Annotated in this window: 9 protein-coding genes; 1 reads left to right on the plus strand and 8 read right to left on the minus strand. The window is 71.8% G+C overall.

The features are described from left to right. Positions 1-79: 79 nt before the first annotated feature. From ACFSE6_RS07790 to ACFSE6_RS07805, 4 genes are all read right to left on the minus strand, one after another. Positions 80-2,413: a beta-xylosidase/alpha-l-arabinosidase gene (locus ACFSE6_RS07790; protein WP_388004601.1), complete on the minus strand. Its 2,334-nt coding sequence runs from the start codon at positions 2,411-2,413 to the stop codon at positions 80-82. A gap of 85 nt (positions 2,414-2,498) precedes the next feature. After that, positions 2,499-3,320 carry a carbohydrate ABC transporter permease gene (locus ACFSE6_RS07795; protein WP_388004604.1) on the minus strand — a complete coding sequence of 274 codons (822 nt, stop codon included), beginning with the start codon at positions 3,318-3,320 and terminating at the stop codon, positions 2,499-2,501. Then, complete coding sequence (locus tag ACFSE6_RS07800; RefSeq protein ID WP_388004607.1) at positions 3,320-4,282, minus strand: carbohydrate ABC transporter permease; 963 nt, start codon at positions 4,280-4,282, stop codon at positions 3,320-3,322. Before ACFSE6_RS07800 ends, ACFSE6_RS07795 begins: the two co-directional genes overlap by 1 nt. A 1-nt stretch (position 4,283) precedes the next feature. Beyond that, positions 4,284-5,597, minus strand: a complete 1,314-nt coding sequence (locus tag ACFSE6_RS07805; protein ID WP_388004610.1) for an extracellular solute-binding protein — start codon at positions 5,595-5,597, stop codon at positions 4,284-4,286. A gap of 221 nt (positions 5,598-5,818) precedes the next feature. Here ACFSE6_RS07805 and ACFSE6_RS07810 point away from each other — a divergent pair, with 221 nt between their 5' ends. Continuing rightward, positions 5,819-6,901 (plus strand): LacI family DNA-binding transcriptional regulator, encoded by a 1,083-nt coding sequence (locus ACFSE6_RS07810; RefSeq protein WP_388004614.1) that lies wholly within the window; start codon positions 5,819-5,821, stop codon positions 6,899-6,901. 69 nt (positions 6,902-6,970) lie between these two features. On the opposite strand, the gene recD is transcribed toward ACFSE6_RS07810, so the two are convergent. From recD to ACFSE6_RS07830, 4 genes are all read right to left on the minus strand, one after another. Continuing rightward, a complete protein-coding gene (gene recD / locus ACFSE6_RS07815) occupies positions 6,971-9,040 on the minus strand; it encodes an exodeoxyribonuclease V subunit alpha (RefSeq protein WP_388004617.1) in 2,070 nt (689 codons plus the stop codon). Beyond that, entirely contained in the window at positions 9,037-12,471 is a 3,435-nt protein-coding gene (locus ACFSE6_RS07820; protein WP_388004620.1) for a UvrD-helicase domain-containing protein, read from the minus strand. The genes recD and ACFSE6_RS07820 overlap by 4 nt, the downstream gene beginning before the upstream one ends. Beyond that, the gene (gene recC, locus ACFSE6_RS07825) at positions 12,468-15,929 is read right to left on the minus strand and encodes an exodeoxyribonuclease V subunit gamma (RefSeq protein ID WP_388004623.1); all 3,462 of its coding nucleotides are present in this window, start codon (positions 15,927-15,929) and stop codon (positions 12,468-12,470) included. The genes ACFSE6_RS07820 and recC overlap by 4 nt, the downstream gene beginning before the upstream one ends. 112 nt (positions 15,930-16,041) lie before the next feature. After that, the gene (locus ACFSE6_RS07830) at positions 16,042-17,370 is read right to left on the minus strand and encodes an ABC transporter substrate-binding protein (protein WP_388004626.1); all 1,329 of its coding nucleotides are present in this window, start codon (positions 17,368-17,370) and stop codon (positions 16,042-16,044) included. Between the last annotated feature and the right edge of the window lie 2 nt (positions 17,371-17,372).

Consider the following 17,372-nt stretch of genomic DNA (forward strand, 5'->3'; position numbering starts at 1 on the left):
CCTCCCAGATCGCGCCGAGCTCGGCCATGGTTGTCCGGTCGAGCTCGACGCGTGCGGCCGCAGGCCGGGGCACTGACCGTCAGTCGACGACGGCCGGCGTCGTCATCACGCGAGCGCCCTCGACCTCGCGCACCTGACCAGTGATCGCGAAGTCCGCCATCGTCCGCAGGTCGCCGGCGGACCGGCCGGCACCGAGGGTGAAGCTGCCGGGCTCGACGATCCGCCGCTGGTCGATGCCGGTGAACGACGTCCGCTCGGCGTGCAGCCGGAAGGTCACGCGCCGGGTCTGCCCGGGCTCGAGCGTGAGGCGCTGGTAACCCACGAGCTCACGGACGGGGCGGGTCACCTGGGCCACATGGTCGCTGAGGTAGAGCTGGACCACCTCGTCGGTGGTGCGCTCGCCGGTGTTGGTCACCGCAACAGTGGCCTCCACGGCGGCGTCGGTCGCGATCTCCGTGGCGGACAGGCTCAACTCTCCGTACTCGAGCGTGGTGTAGCTCAACCCGTGGCCGAACGGGTACAGCGGTGTCGGGTCGAGGTTCGAGACGCCGTCGGACCGCTGCCCCAGCTTCGGGGCCAGGTAGGTGCTCGGCTGCCCGCCCGCGTGCGCGGGCACGCCGACGGGCAGCCGTCCGGAGGGATTGATGCGGCCGGAGAGCACGCCGGCGATCGCGGCGCCACCCTCCTCACCGGGGAAGAAGGCCTGGACGACGGCGCGGCACCGGTCGGCGTAGTCGCCAAGGGCGTAGGGGCGTCCCGAGACCACGACGAGCACCACCGGCGTCCCGGTCCCCAGAACGGCCTCGACGAGCTCGGCCTGCGAGCCGGGCAGGGTGAGATCCTCCACGTCGCACCCTTCGCCGGAGGTCCCGCGGCCGAACAGCGAGGCCAGGTCGCCCACGGTCACGACGGCGACGTCGCTGCGCCTGGCCAGGTCGACCGCGGCCTCGATGCCGCTGGGGTCCGGCTCCAGGATGGGGCAGCCGAGCTGGTGCTCGACGTCGGCCTGAGGCCATTCGCGCCGCAACGAGTCCAGCAGCGTCGGGATCTCGACGCCGTTCTCCTCCGAGCCCATCCGCCCCATGATGTGGTTCGGGAAGGAGTAGCACCCGAGGAAGGTGCGCGCCTCGATCGCCGAGGGACCGATGACGGCGACGCTCTTCCCCGCCGTCTCCAGCGGAAGCGTGCCGTCGTTGTCGAGCAGGATCACGGACTTCTCCGCGATCTCGGCGGCCAGTGCGCGGTTCGCCGGAGAGTCGAGCTCGGCGTGGTTCTCGTCGCCGTCGTGCTCCCAGGCACCATCGAGCAGACCGAGCTCGACCTTCTGAGTCAGGACGCGGCGCACGGCCACATCGAGCACGCTCTCCTCGAGTCGGCCGTCGCGCACCAGGTCCGGCAGGTGCCGGAAGCCGCCGGTCATCGGCAGCTCGACGTCCAGGCCGGCGGACAGGGCGAGCCGTGCGGCGTCCGTCAGATCCGCGGCCACCTGGTGCATGAGCTCGAGGAAGTTCACCGACCAGTAGTCGGAGACGACCGTGCCGTCGAAGCCCCACCGCTCGCGCAGCAGCTCGGTGAGCAGCCGGCGGGAGGCGGCCGGCGCCTCGCCGTCGACGTCGGCGTAGGAGTTCATCACCGACCGCACGCCGCCCTCGCGGACGGCCATCTCGAACGGCGGCAGCACGACGTCGGCGAACTCGCGCGGACCCATCGGCACGGGCGCGTGGTTGCGTGCCGCCCGCGAGGCCGAGTACCCGGCGAAGTGCTTGAGCGTGGCGATGATCCCGGCGTCCTGCATGCCGCGCACGTAGGCGGTGCCCACGGTGGCGACGAGGTACGGATCCTCGCCGATGGTCTCCTCCACGCGCCCCCAGCGGTAGTCGCGGACCACGTCCAGCACCGGTGCGAGACCCTGGTGGACACCGACAGCGCGCATGTCGGACCCGATGGCGTTCCCCATCCGGGCGATCAGCTCGGGCTCGAAGGTGGCGCCCCAGGACAGCGGCACCGGGAAGCAGGTGGCGCCGAGGGCGGTGAAGCCGGCGAGGCACTCCTCGTGCACCACGGCCGCGATGTTGAACCGCGAGGCCTCCGCGACCTGGCGCTGCATCTCCCGCAGGGCGGGTACGCCGTCGGGCACCGTCAACGGACCGGACCCGTAGAACCGGGTGAGTTGACCGAGCCCGTGCTCGATCGCCTCGGGGAAGGTGACGGCGGCGCTGGTCATCGCGTTCTGCATGGGCGCGACGTCGCCCCCGTTGAGCGGGTCCTGGGCCCAGAAGCTACCGAGCTGGGCGGCCTTCTCCTCCAGCGTCATGCCCGAGAGCACGGCCTCGACACGGTCGGCCACGCTCGTGCCGGGATCGTCCTGGGAGTCCCGGGTCGCGGTGGTTGTGGCGGCGCCGTCGTCGGTCATCGATTGCCTCCGGTGTCGGGTTCGGTTTTCGTCATCGAATCGGTTCTTCGGTCGGGTGAGCGGTATGCGGCTCCTCGCCCCCGCGCTACTTGCCGAATCCTGCCGTCAGGCCGCTGACGAGCTGGCGCCGGCCCACGATGTAAGCCGCGAAGATCGGCAGCACCGAGAGCGTGACGGCCGCCAGGACGGCGGGCACGTTGGTCGAGAACTCACCCTGATAGGACCAGAGCGAGAGCGGCAGCACGCGCACCTCGGAGCTCTGCGTGAGCACGAGCGGGAACAGGAAGCCGTTCCACACCTGCAGCGCCTGGTAGATCCCGACGGTCATCAACGCCGGCCGGGACAGCGGCAGCACGAGGGTGACCAGCATCCGCCACTCCCCTGCGCCGTCGACCCGCATGGACTCGAAGAGCTCCCCGGGGATGTCGCGGACGAAGTTGACGGTGATGAGCACACTGATCGGGATGCCGAACGCGATGTACGGCAGGATCAGCCCCCACACGGTGTCGTACACACCGAGCTCGACGATCAGGTAGTAGACGGGGATGATCGTCGCCTGCAGCGGGATCGCGATGCCCAGCAGGATGAGCTGCAGCGTGTGGCGGGCCAGCCGAGTCCCCGACCGTACGAGGTAGTACGAGGCCATCAGGGAGACGGCGAGGATGACGACGACCGCGATGATCGTCACCAGCAGGCTGTTGCCGAGGTAGAGCAGGAAGTCGTTCTCGAGCACGATCCGGTACGGCTCGAGCGACGGGTTCGACGGGATCGAGAGCGGGTTCTCGTTGTAGTAGTCCTCCTGCGGCCGCAGGCTGGTGACGATGATGTAGTAGATCGGGACGATGACGACGATCAACCACAGCCAGCCGCCGAGCCCACCGAGGATGTTGGGACGCTTGTCTTCCATCACAGACCTGCCTGCTGGCTCTCCATCCGGCTGGCGCCGGAGATCCGGTTGAGCGCCAGACCGAGCCCGAGACCGACCGCCACGAGGATGACGGCGACGGCGCTGGCCTGACCCATGTCGTAGCTGCGGAACCCGTTGAGGTACATGTCGAGCGGAAGGATCCGCGTCGCGTTGCCCGGTCCGCCGCCGGTGAGGACGAAGATGAGGTCGAAGTAGGTCAGTGACCCCACCAGCATCAGCGTCGACGACGTCACGATCGTGTACCGCAGCTGCGGGATGGTGATGTGGAAGAACTGCTGCACCCGACCGGCCCCGTCCAGCGTGGCTGCCTCGTACATCGAGGCGGGGATCTGCCGCACACCGGCCTGGTACAGCAGCGAGTGGAGCGGCACGAAGGACCAGCCGACGACGAAGACGACGACGTACAGCGCCAGGTCTGGGTTGCCGAGCCAGTTCTGGTTGAGCAGCTCGGTGCCGAAGGCGCGCGCCAGTCCGAAGTTCGGGTCGAGGAGCGATTGGAAGGTGATACCGATCGCGGCGGCGGAGAACAGCAGCGGCAGGAAGTACAGCACCGAGAGCACGGCACGGTAGCGCTGCCGGCCCGCCATGAACACGCCGAGCAGCAGCGCCACCGGCGCCTGGAATACGTAGGAGACGACGACGAACAGCGCCGTCAACCACATGGCCTGCCGGGTGACCGGGTCCGCGAACGTCTGTTGCCACTTGCTCAGTCCCGCCCAGGCCGGCTCGCCGAGCCCGTCCCACTCCATGAAGGACAGCACGACGACGCCGGCGAGCGGGATCAGGGCGAACGCCCCGAAGAACACCAGGGCCGGCAGGACCATGAGGAAGGGCGGGCCGCCGGAACGCCCAGCCGTTCGGGTACCGCCGTTCTTGGTGCCCGGCTGCGGTGCGCGGCCTACCGTCGTCTGCGGCAGCGGCGCCTCGGTCGAACTCGACATGTCAGAGCGTGGCATTCATGTTGTCGACGAACTGCTGCGGGGTGATCTGGCCAAGGAACAGCTGGCTGAGGTTGTTCAGCAGTTCCTGGGCCTGCCCGGGCGGGAGGGCCTGGTCCCAGGAGAGCTGGAAGTGCGGGGCCTCCTGGGCGAGTCCGTAGGAATAGGTGAGGAAGTCCGCGTTCTCGCTCTGGCCGAGCTGGTCCTCGATGCCCTGCACCGGCGGGACCGCGCCGGCGGCGATCATGTCCTCGATCTGGGCGTCGTCGTAGAGCTGGTCGCTGATCCACCCGAGTGCGGCCTCCTGAGCGCCCTCGGACGCGGCGGCGGAGACCGAGAAGACGTTGGCCGGGTTGCCGACGATGTTCGCCGGGTCGCCCTCCCCGCCGTCGATCGTCGGGAAGGTCGTCCAGCCGAGCGAGCTCTCGGTGAATTCCGGCGCATCGGTGCGGAACGTCGCGTAGGCGGAGCTGAGCCACAGGATCATGGCGGCGCGGCCGGTGTGGACCAGCGCGATGTCCGCGTTCTGATCGGCCGCGACGGAGCCGTAGTTGTCGCCGAACGCACCGGTGTCGACGAGCTCCTTGATCTTCGTGGTGGCGTCCAGGAACGCCGGGTGGGACCAGGCATCCGCCTCACCGTCGAGCACCGCCTGGAACGCCTCCGGGCCACCGGCGCGGTCGGTGAGGTACTGGATCCACTTCAGCTCGGGCCAGACGCTGGCGCCGGCCAGGGCGATCGGCAGGACGTCGGCCTCCTGGAAGGCGGCGCTGACCTCGAGCAGCTCGTCGTAGGTGGTGGGCACCTCGAGGCCGTGCTCGTCGAAGAGATCGCGGTTGTAGAAGAGCACCACGGGCTGGACGTCGTTGACCGGGACGGCGTACGTGGCGCCGTCGACCTGGCCGTTCTGGGCGACGGAGGGCAGCAGTCGGTCCTGCAGGTCGCTGGTCGCGTCGGTGATGTCGACGACGTGGTCGTTGTTGACGTAATCGACGAGGGTGCCACCACCCCAGCTCAGCACGAGGGTCGGGGCGCGACCGGCGCCCACGGCGGTACGGATCCGCTCCTTGTAGGCGTCGTTCTCGAACTCCTCGACCGAGATCTCCTGGTCCGGGTTGACCTCGTTCCAGCGATCGATGGAGTCCTGGATGACGGGCCACATCCCGCCGGTGAGGATCCAGGCGTTGGCGTCGCCGCCACCGCCGCCGTTGCCGTCGGGGTTCTCCCCGGGCTGGGTGCCGCCACCACAGGCGGACAGCACCACCGCCATGGCCGAGGCTGCCGAGATTCCCAGGAACCCACGCCGTGAGTGCGTCATCGCAGTCGTCCTTTGCTGAGGCGGAGGTGGGAGGCCTGCCCTCCCACCGGTCGAACTGTATCGGAACGTTTCGAGCCGAATGGACGGTAGCAACCGGTCCACAGACCGTCAACGCGCGCGAAAAGGGCGCGCCGTGACCTGCACAGATCCCGCTCACGGTCGCGGGCTGAATGCCGCTACCCTGTCGCTGCCGAAACATTTCGACCTGAGAGGTGGAGACGATGCAGTCCAAGCCCGGCCGCGTCACCCTGACGGAGGTGGCTCAGCAGGCGGGGGTGTCCAAGGCGACCGTCTCGAAGGTCCTCAACCGCCGGCCCGACGTCGCCGACTCGACGCGCGCGCACGTCCAGACCGTGCTGGAATCCCTCGGCTACGAGCCGACGCACCGGGGCCGGCCCGAGGCCCGGCCGACCGTCTCCGTCCTGTTCAAGGACTTCGCGACCCTGTACTCCTCCGAGGTCCTGGCCGGCGTCGTCGGGGCGGCGCAGGAGCACGGCATCTCCGTCGTCGCCAGCAGCCTCGAGTCCGAGGGGCCGCCGAACGCCCTGACGCCGGCGTGGTTCGGCGAGCTCGCAGACCTCGGACACATCGGCCTCATCACGGTGACCACCACATTGAGCGGCGGTGAGGTGGCCGCATGCCGGCGCGCCGGGCTGCCACTGGTGGTCATCGACCCGGTCGAGGTCGGGCTGCAGGCGGACGAGTCGGTGCTCTCGGTCAGCGCGACGAACTGGAGCGGTGGCATGCAGGCGACCGAGCACCTGCTGCAGCTCGGGCACCGTCGGATCGGCCTCGTCGGTGGACTGCCGGCTTCTCGGCCGGCCGAGCACCGGCTCCACGGCTATCTCGCAGCCATGCAGCGCGCCGGCCTGGAGCCGGAGCCGGAGCTCATCGAGCTGGCCGGCTTCGCCTACGAGGACGGCCGCGATGCCGCCGGGCGCATGCTCGACCTGCCCGAGCCGCCGACGGCGATCGTCGCGGGATGTGACATCTCCGCCCTCGGGGTCATGGAGGCCTCGCGGTTGCGTGGCCTGCGACTGCCGGACGACCTGAGCATCGTGGGTTTCGACGACTCCCTCGCCGCCTCCTGGTCCTCCCCGCAACTGACCACGGTGCGCCAACCGGTTCGGGAGATGGGTCGCGCCGCCCTGCGTGAGCTCCTGGCGTCCGTGCGCGGCCTCGCACCGGAGACACACCACCTCGAGCTTTCCACGGCGCTGGTGGTGCGGGACTCGACCGCGCGGCCGCGGGGCTCCGCGGAGCACGGTCGTGCGGAGGGCACGCGGCAGCGCGTGGCCGACTGAAAGCTCCCCCGCTCCGCCAGATCGCGGTGATTACCCAGGACGAGGTCTCGTCGAGGACAGCAGCCGCAGCTACTGGCCGTCGAGCGGCTCGCGCAGGCCGGACGCCCGGCGCACCGGCCGTTCCACGGCGGCCCGGACGGCGTCGACCGAGCCGACCACACGAACTGCCTGCCGTGCGCGCGTGACGGCGGTGTACAGCAGCTCGCGGGTGAGCAGCGGTGAGGTGGCCGGTGGAAGGATCAACGAGACGGTTCCGAACTGGCTGCCCTGGCCGCGGTGGACTGTCATGGCATGGACGGTCTCGACCGCGGGCAGGCGGTGCGGGCGGATGCGGACCGGTCGCCGCGGATCACCGAAGACGGCGACGACGTCGCGATCCTCGGAGTCGGCGCCGTCCCCGGACGCCACGAGGACGCCGGTGTCGCCGTTGTACAGGCCGGTCTCACGATCGTTGGCGGTCACCAGGACCGGGCGCCCGGCGTACCACGGCGTATCGTCGGCGCTCCCTGCGCCGACGGCGTCGTTCACCCAGTGCTCGACCACCCCCGCCCAGTGCGCGACGCCAGCGGGGCCGCGACGGTGCGCGAGCATGAGCCGGTGCGCCTCCAGCGCCTCCAGCGCACCGGCCGCGTCCCCCGCGCGGGCGGCCGTGACGAGGTCGATGCCGGCTTGCGCCGCGTCGGCCCGGACGGGTTCGATCTCGGCGTCGGTGAGGCGCTCACCGGTCACCTCGACGAACTCGACGCCGCTCCCGCCGGTCCGCAGCACGTCGAGGACCCGATCGGCGTCGCCCTCACGGATCGCCGCGGCCAGCGGCAGGATCCGGCTGTCCTCCTGCTGCCGGTAGACGCGGGTCAACCGGACGACGCCGGCGGAGAGCTGCTGCCGTTCGCCGGCGTCGAGACCGTCCGGGACCAAGTCCGCCGGCACCACGACGCCGCCGACGTGCTCGCCCTCCGTGGCAGCGGCAGCGCCGGGCGTGCCTGCTCCGGGGCCGGCCGTCTCGGCCCCGTTCGGGATTGACGAGTCGGCACAAGAGTGACGAGTCGCGGCGGGGCGGGCGACGAGGTCGCCGAGGACGGCACCCGCCTCGACCGAGGCGAGCTGGTCAGGGTCACCGACGAGGATCAGGCGGGCGTCGGGCCGCAGCGCCTCCAGCAGCCGGGCCATGAGCGGCAGGGACACCATGGACGTCTCGTCGACGACCACGACGTCGTCCGGGAGGTGGTGGTTCCTGTCGTGCCTGAACCGGGTGGAACTGCCCGGCCGCCACCCGAGCATCCGGTGCACGGTGCTCGCCGGCAGCTGCCCGAGCCGTTCCCGGTCCTCGTGCGGCAGCCGGCCGACCGCCTCGTGCACCGCCTCCTGCAGACGGGCGGCCGCCTTCCCAGTGGGGGCGGCGAGCGAGACCCGCAGCGGACCACCGTCGCCGTGCCCACCGACCTCCTGCAGCACCGCGAGCAGCCGCGCGACCGTCGTCGTCTTCCCTGTTCCCGGCCCTCCCGTCAGGACGGTCAGGCGGCTGCGGGCGGCCACCGCTGCGGCGAGGCGCTGGCGCGCGTCCGCACCGTCGGGGAACAGCCGGCGGGCCGCGCGCGCTACCTGTTCATCGTCGATCCGTTCCGCGAGTCGGCCGGCGCCGGACAGTCGTGCCTCGACGGCACGGCGGACGAGCAGCTCGTCTCGCCAGTACCGGTCGAGGTAGAGCCGGCCGTCGACCCAGCGCACCGGACGGTCGGCAGGGCCGTCGACCCCGACGGCGACCAGCGGGCTCTCCTGGATCGCGCGCACCCACGCCTCCGGCGCCGGCCAGGGCAGCGCATCGATCTCCACCGCCTCGGCTCCCGGCTCCTCCGCCTCCGGCACCGCGAGCGCGTCGAGATCCTCGAGCCGCACACACACCGATCCGGCCCGTACCGCTCGCACTGCCAGTGCCACGGCGAGCAGGACCTGCTCGTCGCGCTCGCCGGTGAGCCGGCCGAGGCGCCGGGCGACGTGTACGTCGGCGGCCGCCAGCAGTCCGGCGTTGTTGAACGTGGCCAGCAGCGGCGGTGCGTTCAGGGCCAGACGTGCCGGCGCGGACGCCGACGCAGCGCCGATGTCGCCCGGCGCAGGACCCTGCTCCGTCGGCACGCTCATGGCCGCCTCCCGCTGAGCAACGCCGAGAGATCGACGACGAGACCAGCCGGAGGACGCCAGGCCATGACGCCGTAGGGCGTGCCGTCCGCGGCCGGGGTGTGCGGGCCGCACATGCCCCGCACGAACAGGTACAGCGCCCCACCGAGGTGCCGGGCGGGGTCGTAGCCGCGCTGGCGCCACCGCAGGTAGCGGTGCAGGGCCGCCGAGTACAGCAGGAGCTGCAACGGGTAGTGCGCCTGCCTCATCGCCTCGGCCATCGCATCCGGGCGGTAGTGCCACGCGGTCAACGGCTCCTCGAACGAGCCGAGCCGGTTGGTCTTGTAGTCGACTACGAGGTAGCGCGGCTCGCCGTCGTCGCCACGGACCCGTAGCACAGCGTCGATGCTGCCGGTGAGATAGCCGCGCAGCTCGGCGTCGCCGATCTCACCGAGGTCGTCGGCGTAGCCGGCGAAGGGGTCGTCGGCGGGCAGATGGCGGCGCAGCAGGTCGGCAAGATCGTCGAGAGTGGCGCCGGACGCCGTGGCGGCGTCGCCGCCGGCGAGCGGGAGCTCGAACTCCAGCTCGGCCAGCCGGTCGGCAGGGACGATGTCGGCCAAGGTCAGACCGCCGGCGAGGGGACCGAGCGGGGTGGCCAGCACGGGCTCGAGCGCGGCCGCCAACTGCGCGGGATCGGCGCCCGGGACACCTCCGGCCTCTCGGCAGCGCGCGAGCAGCTCGGCCGAGAGGTCACCGGACCTGGCCGCCGCCGTCGTGTCGACGTACTCCAGCACTTCGTGCACCAGTGACCCGAACTCGGCCCCCGCCGGCAGCTCCGCCATGGGCGAGGGCAGGTCCTGGCCGGGTTCACGGGTCACCCCTGCGATCTCCTCGAACGGCACCGCCACCTCGGCCTCGTCCTCGATGCCGGTGGTCTCGGGCTCGGAGACCACGCCCTCCGCGTGTGCGGCGGCGGTCAGACCGCTGTAGGAGGTTCGGCGCCAAGAGTGGTCGAGCCGCCGCCGGAAGCGCGCGACGGCGAGTGCGGGGCGGTGCTGCGCGGGCGGGTGCCACCGGCGCGGCTCCGGCCGTGCCGCGACCGTCTCGAGCTGCATCGCGGCGCCTGAGGCTGCGCAGCGTGCCTCCAGCGCGGCGTGGATCCTCTCGTCGCTCAGCGAGCGCGCCCGGTCCGGCGGGAGCTCTCCGGGCGTGATGTCGCTGAGCAGCAGGCGAGTCAGCGCACCACCGGCGGAGTTGGAGGACGGCGCCCAGTACAGCACCACCTGGGTGGCGGCCCGGGTGAGGGCGACGTAGAGCAGCCGGAGGTCCTCACCGCGTTCCTCGGCGAGGTGCCGCGAGCGTGCGTCGTCGTACCCGGTGTCCTCGTGGCCGCCGACGTGCACCGTCCGCGGCCCCCATGCGCCGCCTTCGCCGTCGGCGTGGTAATGCAGGATAGACGGCGTCCTGGCCTCGAACCGGTCCCAGCCGAAGGGCACGTACACCACCGGGAACTCGAGCCCCTTGCTGGCGTGGATGGTCACCACCTGCACGGCGGCGGCGTCGGTCTCCAGCCGTCGGCTGCGCTCCTCCGCGTAGTCCTCACCGGCCTCGGAGATCCGGCGGCGCAACCAGTCGGTGAGGGCCGAGGTGCCGAGCCGGTCCTGAACGGCGGCGAGGTGGAGTGACTGGCCGATGTGTCGCACATCGGTGAGGGTGCGTTCGCCGGCGGTGGTGGCCATGAGCCGTTCGGCGACGCCGGCGGCCGTCACCGCCTCCACCAGCGCGGCCACGCCACGCTCGGCGAGGATCCGCGACCACGTGCGCACGCGGTCGGAGAGCTCGTCGCGTTCGGCGTCGGAGGCGCCGGCCAGGTCGGTGGCGCTCCAGCCGACGAAGGGGGTCAGCGCCAGCGCCGCGGTGCGCCCGGGGTGCCCGGGCTGTTCGAGCGCGGTCAGCAGGGTGAGCCAGAGATCGGCGGCTGAGGTCCCGAAGACGCTGGACAGACCCGAGACGACGGCGGGGACGCCGGCCTCCACGAGCGCGTCCCGGACCATGGTCGCGTCCGCGTTGCGGCGCGTGAGGACGGCGACGTCACCGGGGGCCAACGCGCGCCACCCCTCGCCGTCACGCAGGCGCGTGGTGCCGAGTTGCCGCACGATGTCGGAGGCCACGTCCTGCGCGATGAGCTCGCGGACCGGGCCGATGCGGGGGTTCTTGGTGCCGGTGAGGCGGAACGGCTCACGCGTGACGTGGCGCAGCCGGACCGGTGGGCCGCCGTCGAGCCGCCGCCCGGTGTGCTGTGCCTCGACCCGGCGGACGACGATCGCCTCGTCACCGAGGGCGGCGCCGCGCAGCACCGCCTCGAGACCGGTCAGGACGGGTTCGTCCGAACGCCAGTTGCGGCCGAGCGTGGCGGTGGACGTGGCGACCTCGCGCGCCCCCAGGTAGGTGACGACGTCACCGCCACGGAAGGCGTAGATCGCCTGTTTCGGGTCACCGATGAGCACGAGGGTGCGGTGTCCGTGGAAAGCGGTGTGCAGGATCTCCCACTGGATCGGGTCGGTGTCCTGGAACTCGTCCACGAGCACGATGCGGTAGCGGGCACGAACCCGGGCGGCGGCCGCCGGGCCGTGCACCGGATGGCACAGCGCCTCGCGCAGCAGCACGAGGAGGTCGTCGTAGTCCATGAGGTGGCGTTCGCGTTTGCGGCGCAGCACCTCGGCGCGCGCGTCACGGGCCATGGCGTAGCGGTGCCCGGGCAGGCTGTCGGGCTCGGCGGCAGCGGGTTCGAGGACGGCCTGGTGGTCGCTGACGGCGGCCCGGGCGACCTCGCGTGCCGCTGCCGGTGTCAGTGGTGGTTCCGGGACGTCGGCGTACCGCTGCAGGTAGAGATCGTCCACCACCTCGTCGACGAGGTCGGCGATGTCGGGGACGAAGACGGCATCCGGGTCGGTGTCCGCGGCGATCCCCAGGGCGCTGAGCATCTGCTGGCAGAACCCGTGGGTGGTGGTGATCGTCGCGGCGTCGAACTGGGACAGGGCCCGGGTGAGGCGGCGGCGCCGACGGCCGAGCTCGGCGTCGTCCACGTCGGCGAGGTGAGCGATGACGGCGTCGTCGCTGGAGCGGGCGAGCGGTGAACGCAGTGCGCGCTCGGTGTGAACGAGCCGTTCGCGGACGCGGTCCCGCAGCTCGGAGGTGGCGGCCCGGCCGAAGGTGACGAGCATGAGTTCGGAGAGGTCCGCGACCCCTTCGGCGACGTAGCGGGTGGCGAGCGCGGCGATCGTGAACGTCTTGCCGGTGCCGGCGCTGGCTTCGAGGACCGTGGTGCCCGTGGGGAGCTCGCCGCAGACGTCGAAGACGGCTGCGCCGTCTCCCAGATCGGTGCCCGCCGGCGGTCCGGCGGAGGTCTCGCCGTCGCCGAGTTCGTCGGCGATCCAGTCCTCGAAGAGGGTCATGTCAGCTCCGTGGACTCGTGGCTGAGAAGCGGGTGCCAGATACGGCGGGCGAGGCATCCCAACCGGGTCCGGTCCTCGGGCCACCACTGCTGTTCCTCCGGCGTCGGACTGCCCAGCAGCGCGCCGAGTTCGGCGTTCTCGCCCCAGCACAGGACGTGGTAGTCGTCCTTCCGCTCGAACCCGCCGTTCCACTCGTACGTCGCGTTCTGCACGGCCATCGGCTCCGAGTCCCCGCCAAAGCGGCTCTTGGCGTAGACGTGCGCCACGCCCACCGGCGCCGGCAGCGGCTCGCGCGCGGCGAGGTCGCGCAGCCGGACGAGCTCGCCGAGGTAGGCCTGTGCCTCGGCCTGGCTCGGCGGGCGGAGATGAGAGACGACGGCGCCCGGCCGCTGGTGCGGCGGGCGGCCGACCGTGGCGGCGGACCAGTCGCGCGCCGGATGGGCGGCGGCCAGGGCGAGCAGCTGGACCCAGGCGCGGATCCGGTGCTTGGGTCCGAGGCGGGAGAAGACGGCGCGCAGCACCGTGTCCTCCTGGACCCCCGGCACCGTCCCGGTCAACGAGACCCCGCCGGGCAGGCTGACGGTGACGTCGACGGCGGCGGCCGGCCCGTCGCCGGCATAGCGACCTGCCGCGGCGGCGATCGGGCCCACGCGCCGGTCCACGTCCATCAGGGCCGTCCGTCCGAGCTCGCGGGGCGGGACCTCTCCGCGCCGCCATTCGGAGTTGATCGCCTGGCGCTGGTCGACGCCGTCGAACCGGGCGGCGAGCAGGCGGTCACCGATGCCCCACGTGGTGAGGGGATCCAGGGTGAGCGGAAGCCGGTCCTCGACGTCGTCGACCTCCCCGGCGAGGGAGAGCTGGAGCCGTCGGCGCAGGAACCACTTCACCGGGTGCTCGAGCATGGTGACCAGATCGTCCAGGTCGACGGTCACGGCGGCGGCGTGGCCCTGGTCCTCGGCGGGGAGCGGCTCGGTGAGGAACGGTCGGCGGCCGGCGCGTTCCCCGCGGCCGGCGAGCGCCGCCCGGTGGGCGTCGGCGTCGAACGAGAACGGTCCCGGACGACCGAGCGCGCCGGCGGTGAAGTTGCGTTCGTCGACCACCTGGAGGGGGTGACGGACGAGGACCCGTTCGCGGATGCTCGCGCCGTCGGCGGCTGTGGCGGCGACGTCGAGGGCGTCGAGGAGTTCGCCCACCGGGACGGCCGGGGGCCGGGCGGCGCCCGTACGTTCGTCGGCGCCGGAATAGAGGACGACGAGGTGCTCCTCGGCGGCCGTGACGGCGTCGAGGAAGAGCTGCCGGTCCTCGCTGCGGCGGTCGCGCTCGCCGAGGCACGGCTCGCGCAGCAGGATGTCGTCGCCGTCGGAAGGCGTGGAGCGGGGGAAGACGCCGTCGTCGACACCGAGCAGCACGACGGCGCGGTGTGGCACCGCCCGCATCGGTTCCATGGAGCAGATGGTCAGGGCGCCGGTGCGAAACCCGGAGCGGGTGGGACGGCCTTCGAGCCGGCCGGCCAGGAGGGCGCGGGCGTCCGGTAGGCGGAGCGGGAGGGCCTCGTGGGTGGACGCCGAGGTCCGGACGTCGGCGAGGATGCGGCGGGCCTGGACCAGCTGCCAGGACTCGGTCTGCGGGGCGTCCGCGAGCAGCGTCAGGGCGTGGTCGAGGGCGGTCAGCCACTCCTCCAGCGGTCTCGCACCGTCGAGCGTGTCGAGCACATGGGTGAGGCGGTCGATGAACTCTGCCAGGCGACCGGCCAGATCGATGTCGGTGGAGTCGACGTCGTCCATCGGCAGGGCCGGCCCGACGAACCGGTGGTCCTCCTCCGCCATGGCCGCGCCGAGCAGGATCCGGTCCAGCGCCACGTCCCAGGTGCCCTGCCGCAGGTCGGGCAGACCGAAGCGGGCGCGGCGCTCGAGGTCCTCGCCCCAGTGGACCCCGGCGGCGACGGACCACTCGCGGATGCGCTCGAGATCGTCGTCGCTGAACCGGAAGCGGGTCCGCACGGGGGCGCCGGCGGCAAGGTCGAGGATCTCGGAGGCGGTGACCCGCCCGTCGGCCAGATCGAGCAGGTCCGCGAGCAGGCCCAGCGCGGGATTGGTCATGCCGGGTGATCGGTCGGCGAGACGGACCCGGAGCAGGTGGCCGGGGTGGACGTCCGGGCTGTGCGCGCCGCGTGGGCCCTGCTCGACGGCGAGCCCGAAGGTGGCGGTGATCAGCGGGGCCACCGCTTCGATATTCGGGCACATGACGATGACGTCGCGCGGCTCGAGCGTCGGATCGTCGGCGAAGAGGCCGGCGAGCACCTCGCGCAACACCTCCACCTGACGGCTGAGTCCGTGGCAGGCGTGCACCTGGACGGTGGTGTCGGTCTCGGCCGCGACGTGGACGCGGGCTCCGGCCGGGTCCGGGTCGTCCTCGCGCAGGCGTTGCTGAAGCGCGCCGAGGACGGTCTCCGGCAACGGCGGCGCCGGGTGATGGGTGGCGTCGGCCGCTGCCTCGGACAGGCGGCGCTGCAACTCGGTCGCGTCCCGGGCCATGGACGCGAGCAGCGGATGCTCGGCGGTCGCGGGTTGATCGCGCCGCCGGCGCGAGGTGGCGGCAGCGCTCGAGACCCGGTTCCACAGCACGGGCGAGGGGTGTGGCAACCAGAGGTGGACGTCCCGGTGCTCGGCGAGCGCGGTCAGCACTCGGAGCTGGTCCTCGGGCAGGCGGGTCGGGCCGAAGACGGACAGCCGCTCGGGCAGATCGACGACCGCGGGGTCGCGACGCAGCGTCTCGACGGCGTCGGCGAGGTACTCCCCCGGGCTCGGCGTGCCGACGCGGTCCCGGAGCCGGCGCCAGAGCTCGACCTGCCACGCGAGGTCCTCGGGTACGGGCGCTCCGGCGCCGTCGTCCGTGCCTCCGGAAGCCCAGCCGGCGAGGAGGTCCGGCCGCTGCGAGGCGTAGGAGGTGACGAGCCGGGCGAGGTGGCGGGCGAGGCCGAGACGCCGACCACGGCGGTACTGCCGCTCGTCGTCGCCTCCTCGCCCTCCGCTCGTCCCTCGCTCGGGCTCGTCGTCGCCGAGGTACCGGGCCAGCGGCGCCGCCCACGGCTCCCCGATCGTGGCGTCGAGAACCTCCAGGAGCGGCCAGAGGAGCCGGTCGGTGCGCCACGGGTCCTGCTCGGGATCGAGCCCGATCGCCGCGGCACGAGCCTCCCTGGCCAGTCGTGCGGGGGAGCCGAAGATGACGTTCGCGCACACCCCCGGTTCACCGCCGTCCCCCGCCTCCGCGGTGGTGCCGCGGCCGAGCTCGACGGCGCCGAGCTCGTGGGACAGGCGCTGCGCCACCCAGCGCTCCACGCCGCGCGTGGGAACGGCGACCACGTCCGGAGCGAACGGGTCGTCCGGTGGTTCGGACAGCACCGCGGCCAACGGCGCCACGAGCGCGTCGGCGCGCTCCGAGCGGTGCAGGTGCAGCACGTGCTCGCCTCCCTCCGGTGACCGGGGTCAGACTACGGCGAGTCACCCACGTGCCGGAGACGGTCGGGCCGGCTGCGGACGCCGTCGGTCGACGACGTCCGCAGCCGCGGGCTCACTGCCCGAGCTCGTTCTGCAGGGCCTGCTGCGCCGAGTCCAGGGCGTCCTGGGCGGGGACACCGTTCTCGAAGACGTCGACCAAGGTCGACGTGGTGAACTGGGTGTCCACGGTCGGCCACGCGGGGTTGGTGAACCCATCGAAGTGCCCGATGTCTCCCTGCACCTCATTGAGCACGTCGAAGAGGTTCGTCTGGAAGTACTGGTTGTACTCGTTGTCCTCGCTGTGGGTCACCTCTTCGTCGGCCCACACCTCCATGTTCACCGGGTCGAAGCCGAGGACCTCCCAGACGGCCACGTTCGCCTCAGGAGACAGCTTGGCGAAGGCGAGCCAGTCGGCCGCGATCTCGGCGTCCGGTGAGGAGTTCAGCACCGCCGTGCCGGTACCGCCACCACCGATCGTCGCCACCTCTCCGCCTTCGACGACGGGTGCCGGTGCGATCGCGATGTCTCCCTCCAGGTCCGGCATGTAGTCGACGTACCGGGACGTGTACCAAGCCGGGTAGACGATTGCGGCGTAGCCGCCGTTGTTGATCGCGCCGTAGGCCTCCTCGACGTCCGGGCTCCCACCCGGGATGGTCGAGAGCGCGCCCGCCTCGAACATCTCCTGCTGGATCTCGAGCGCTTCGACCGCCTCCGGGCTGTTGACGGCCACGTTGCCGGCGTCGTCGAACATGCGGCCGCCCAGCTGGGTGACCAGCAGCGGCTGGATGAAGTTCACCTCGGTGCTGGCGACACTGAACGCCTCCCCGGTCTCCTCGTTGTACTGCTGACCGGCGTCCTGGAAGTCCTGCCAGGTCTCGATCGTCGTGTAGTCGATCCCGGCCTCTTCCAGCAGCGGGGTGTTGTAGAACGCCACGAAGGCACCGACATGGGTCGGATACCCGTAGATCGTTCCTTCGCGGCTGTACAGGTCGAGCCGTGCCTCGACCACCTCGTCCCGGTACGGCTCGGCCGCCTCCGTCAGGTCGGCGAGCGGAGGATTCGATCCCTGGACGAAGTTGGAGAACTGGTTCACCTCGATGTCGACGACGTCCGGCAGTCCGGACCCGGAGTTCACCCCGAGCTGCAGGTTGTTGTGCATCTCGTCGTACGGGTAGACCGTCACATCGAGGTTGATCTGCCGATCCGGGTTCTCCTCGTTCCACCGCTCGGCCATCTGCTCGTAGTAGCGGCCGTGCAGTTCGGCGAAGACCCACATGTCGAGCGTGACCCGGCCGTCCTCGCCGGGTCCGCCCTCGTCGCCACCTCCTCCGCTGCACGCGGCCAGCACCGCCGATGCGGCAACCAGCCCGACTGCCGTTCGGCCCCTGCGGAGTCCTGCCATGA

The sequence above is a fragment of the Georgenia deserti genome, assembly GCF_042680605.1.
Lineage (GTDB): Bacteria > Actinomycetota > Actinomycetes > Actinomycetales > Actinomycetaceae > Allobogoriella > Allobogoriella deserti.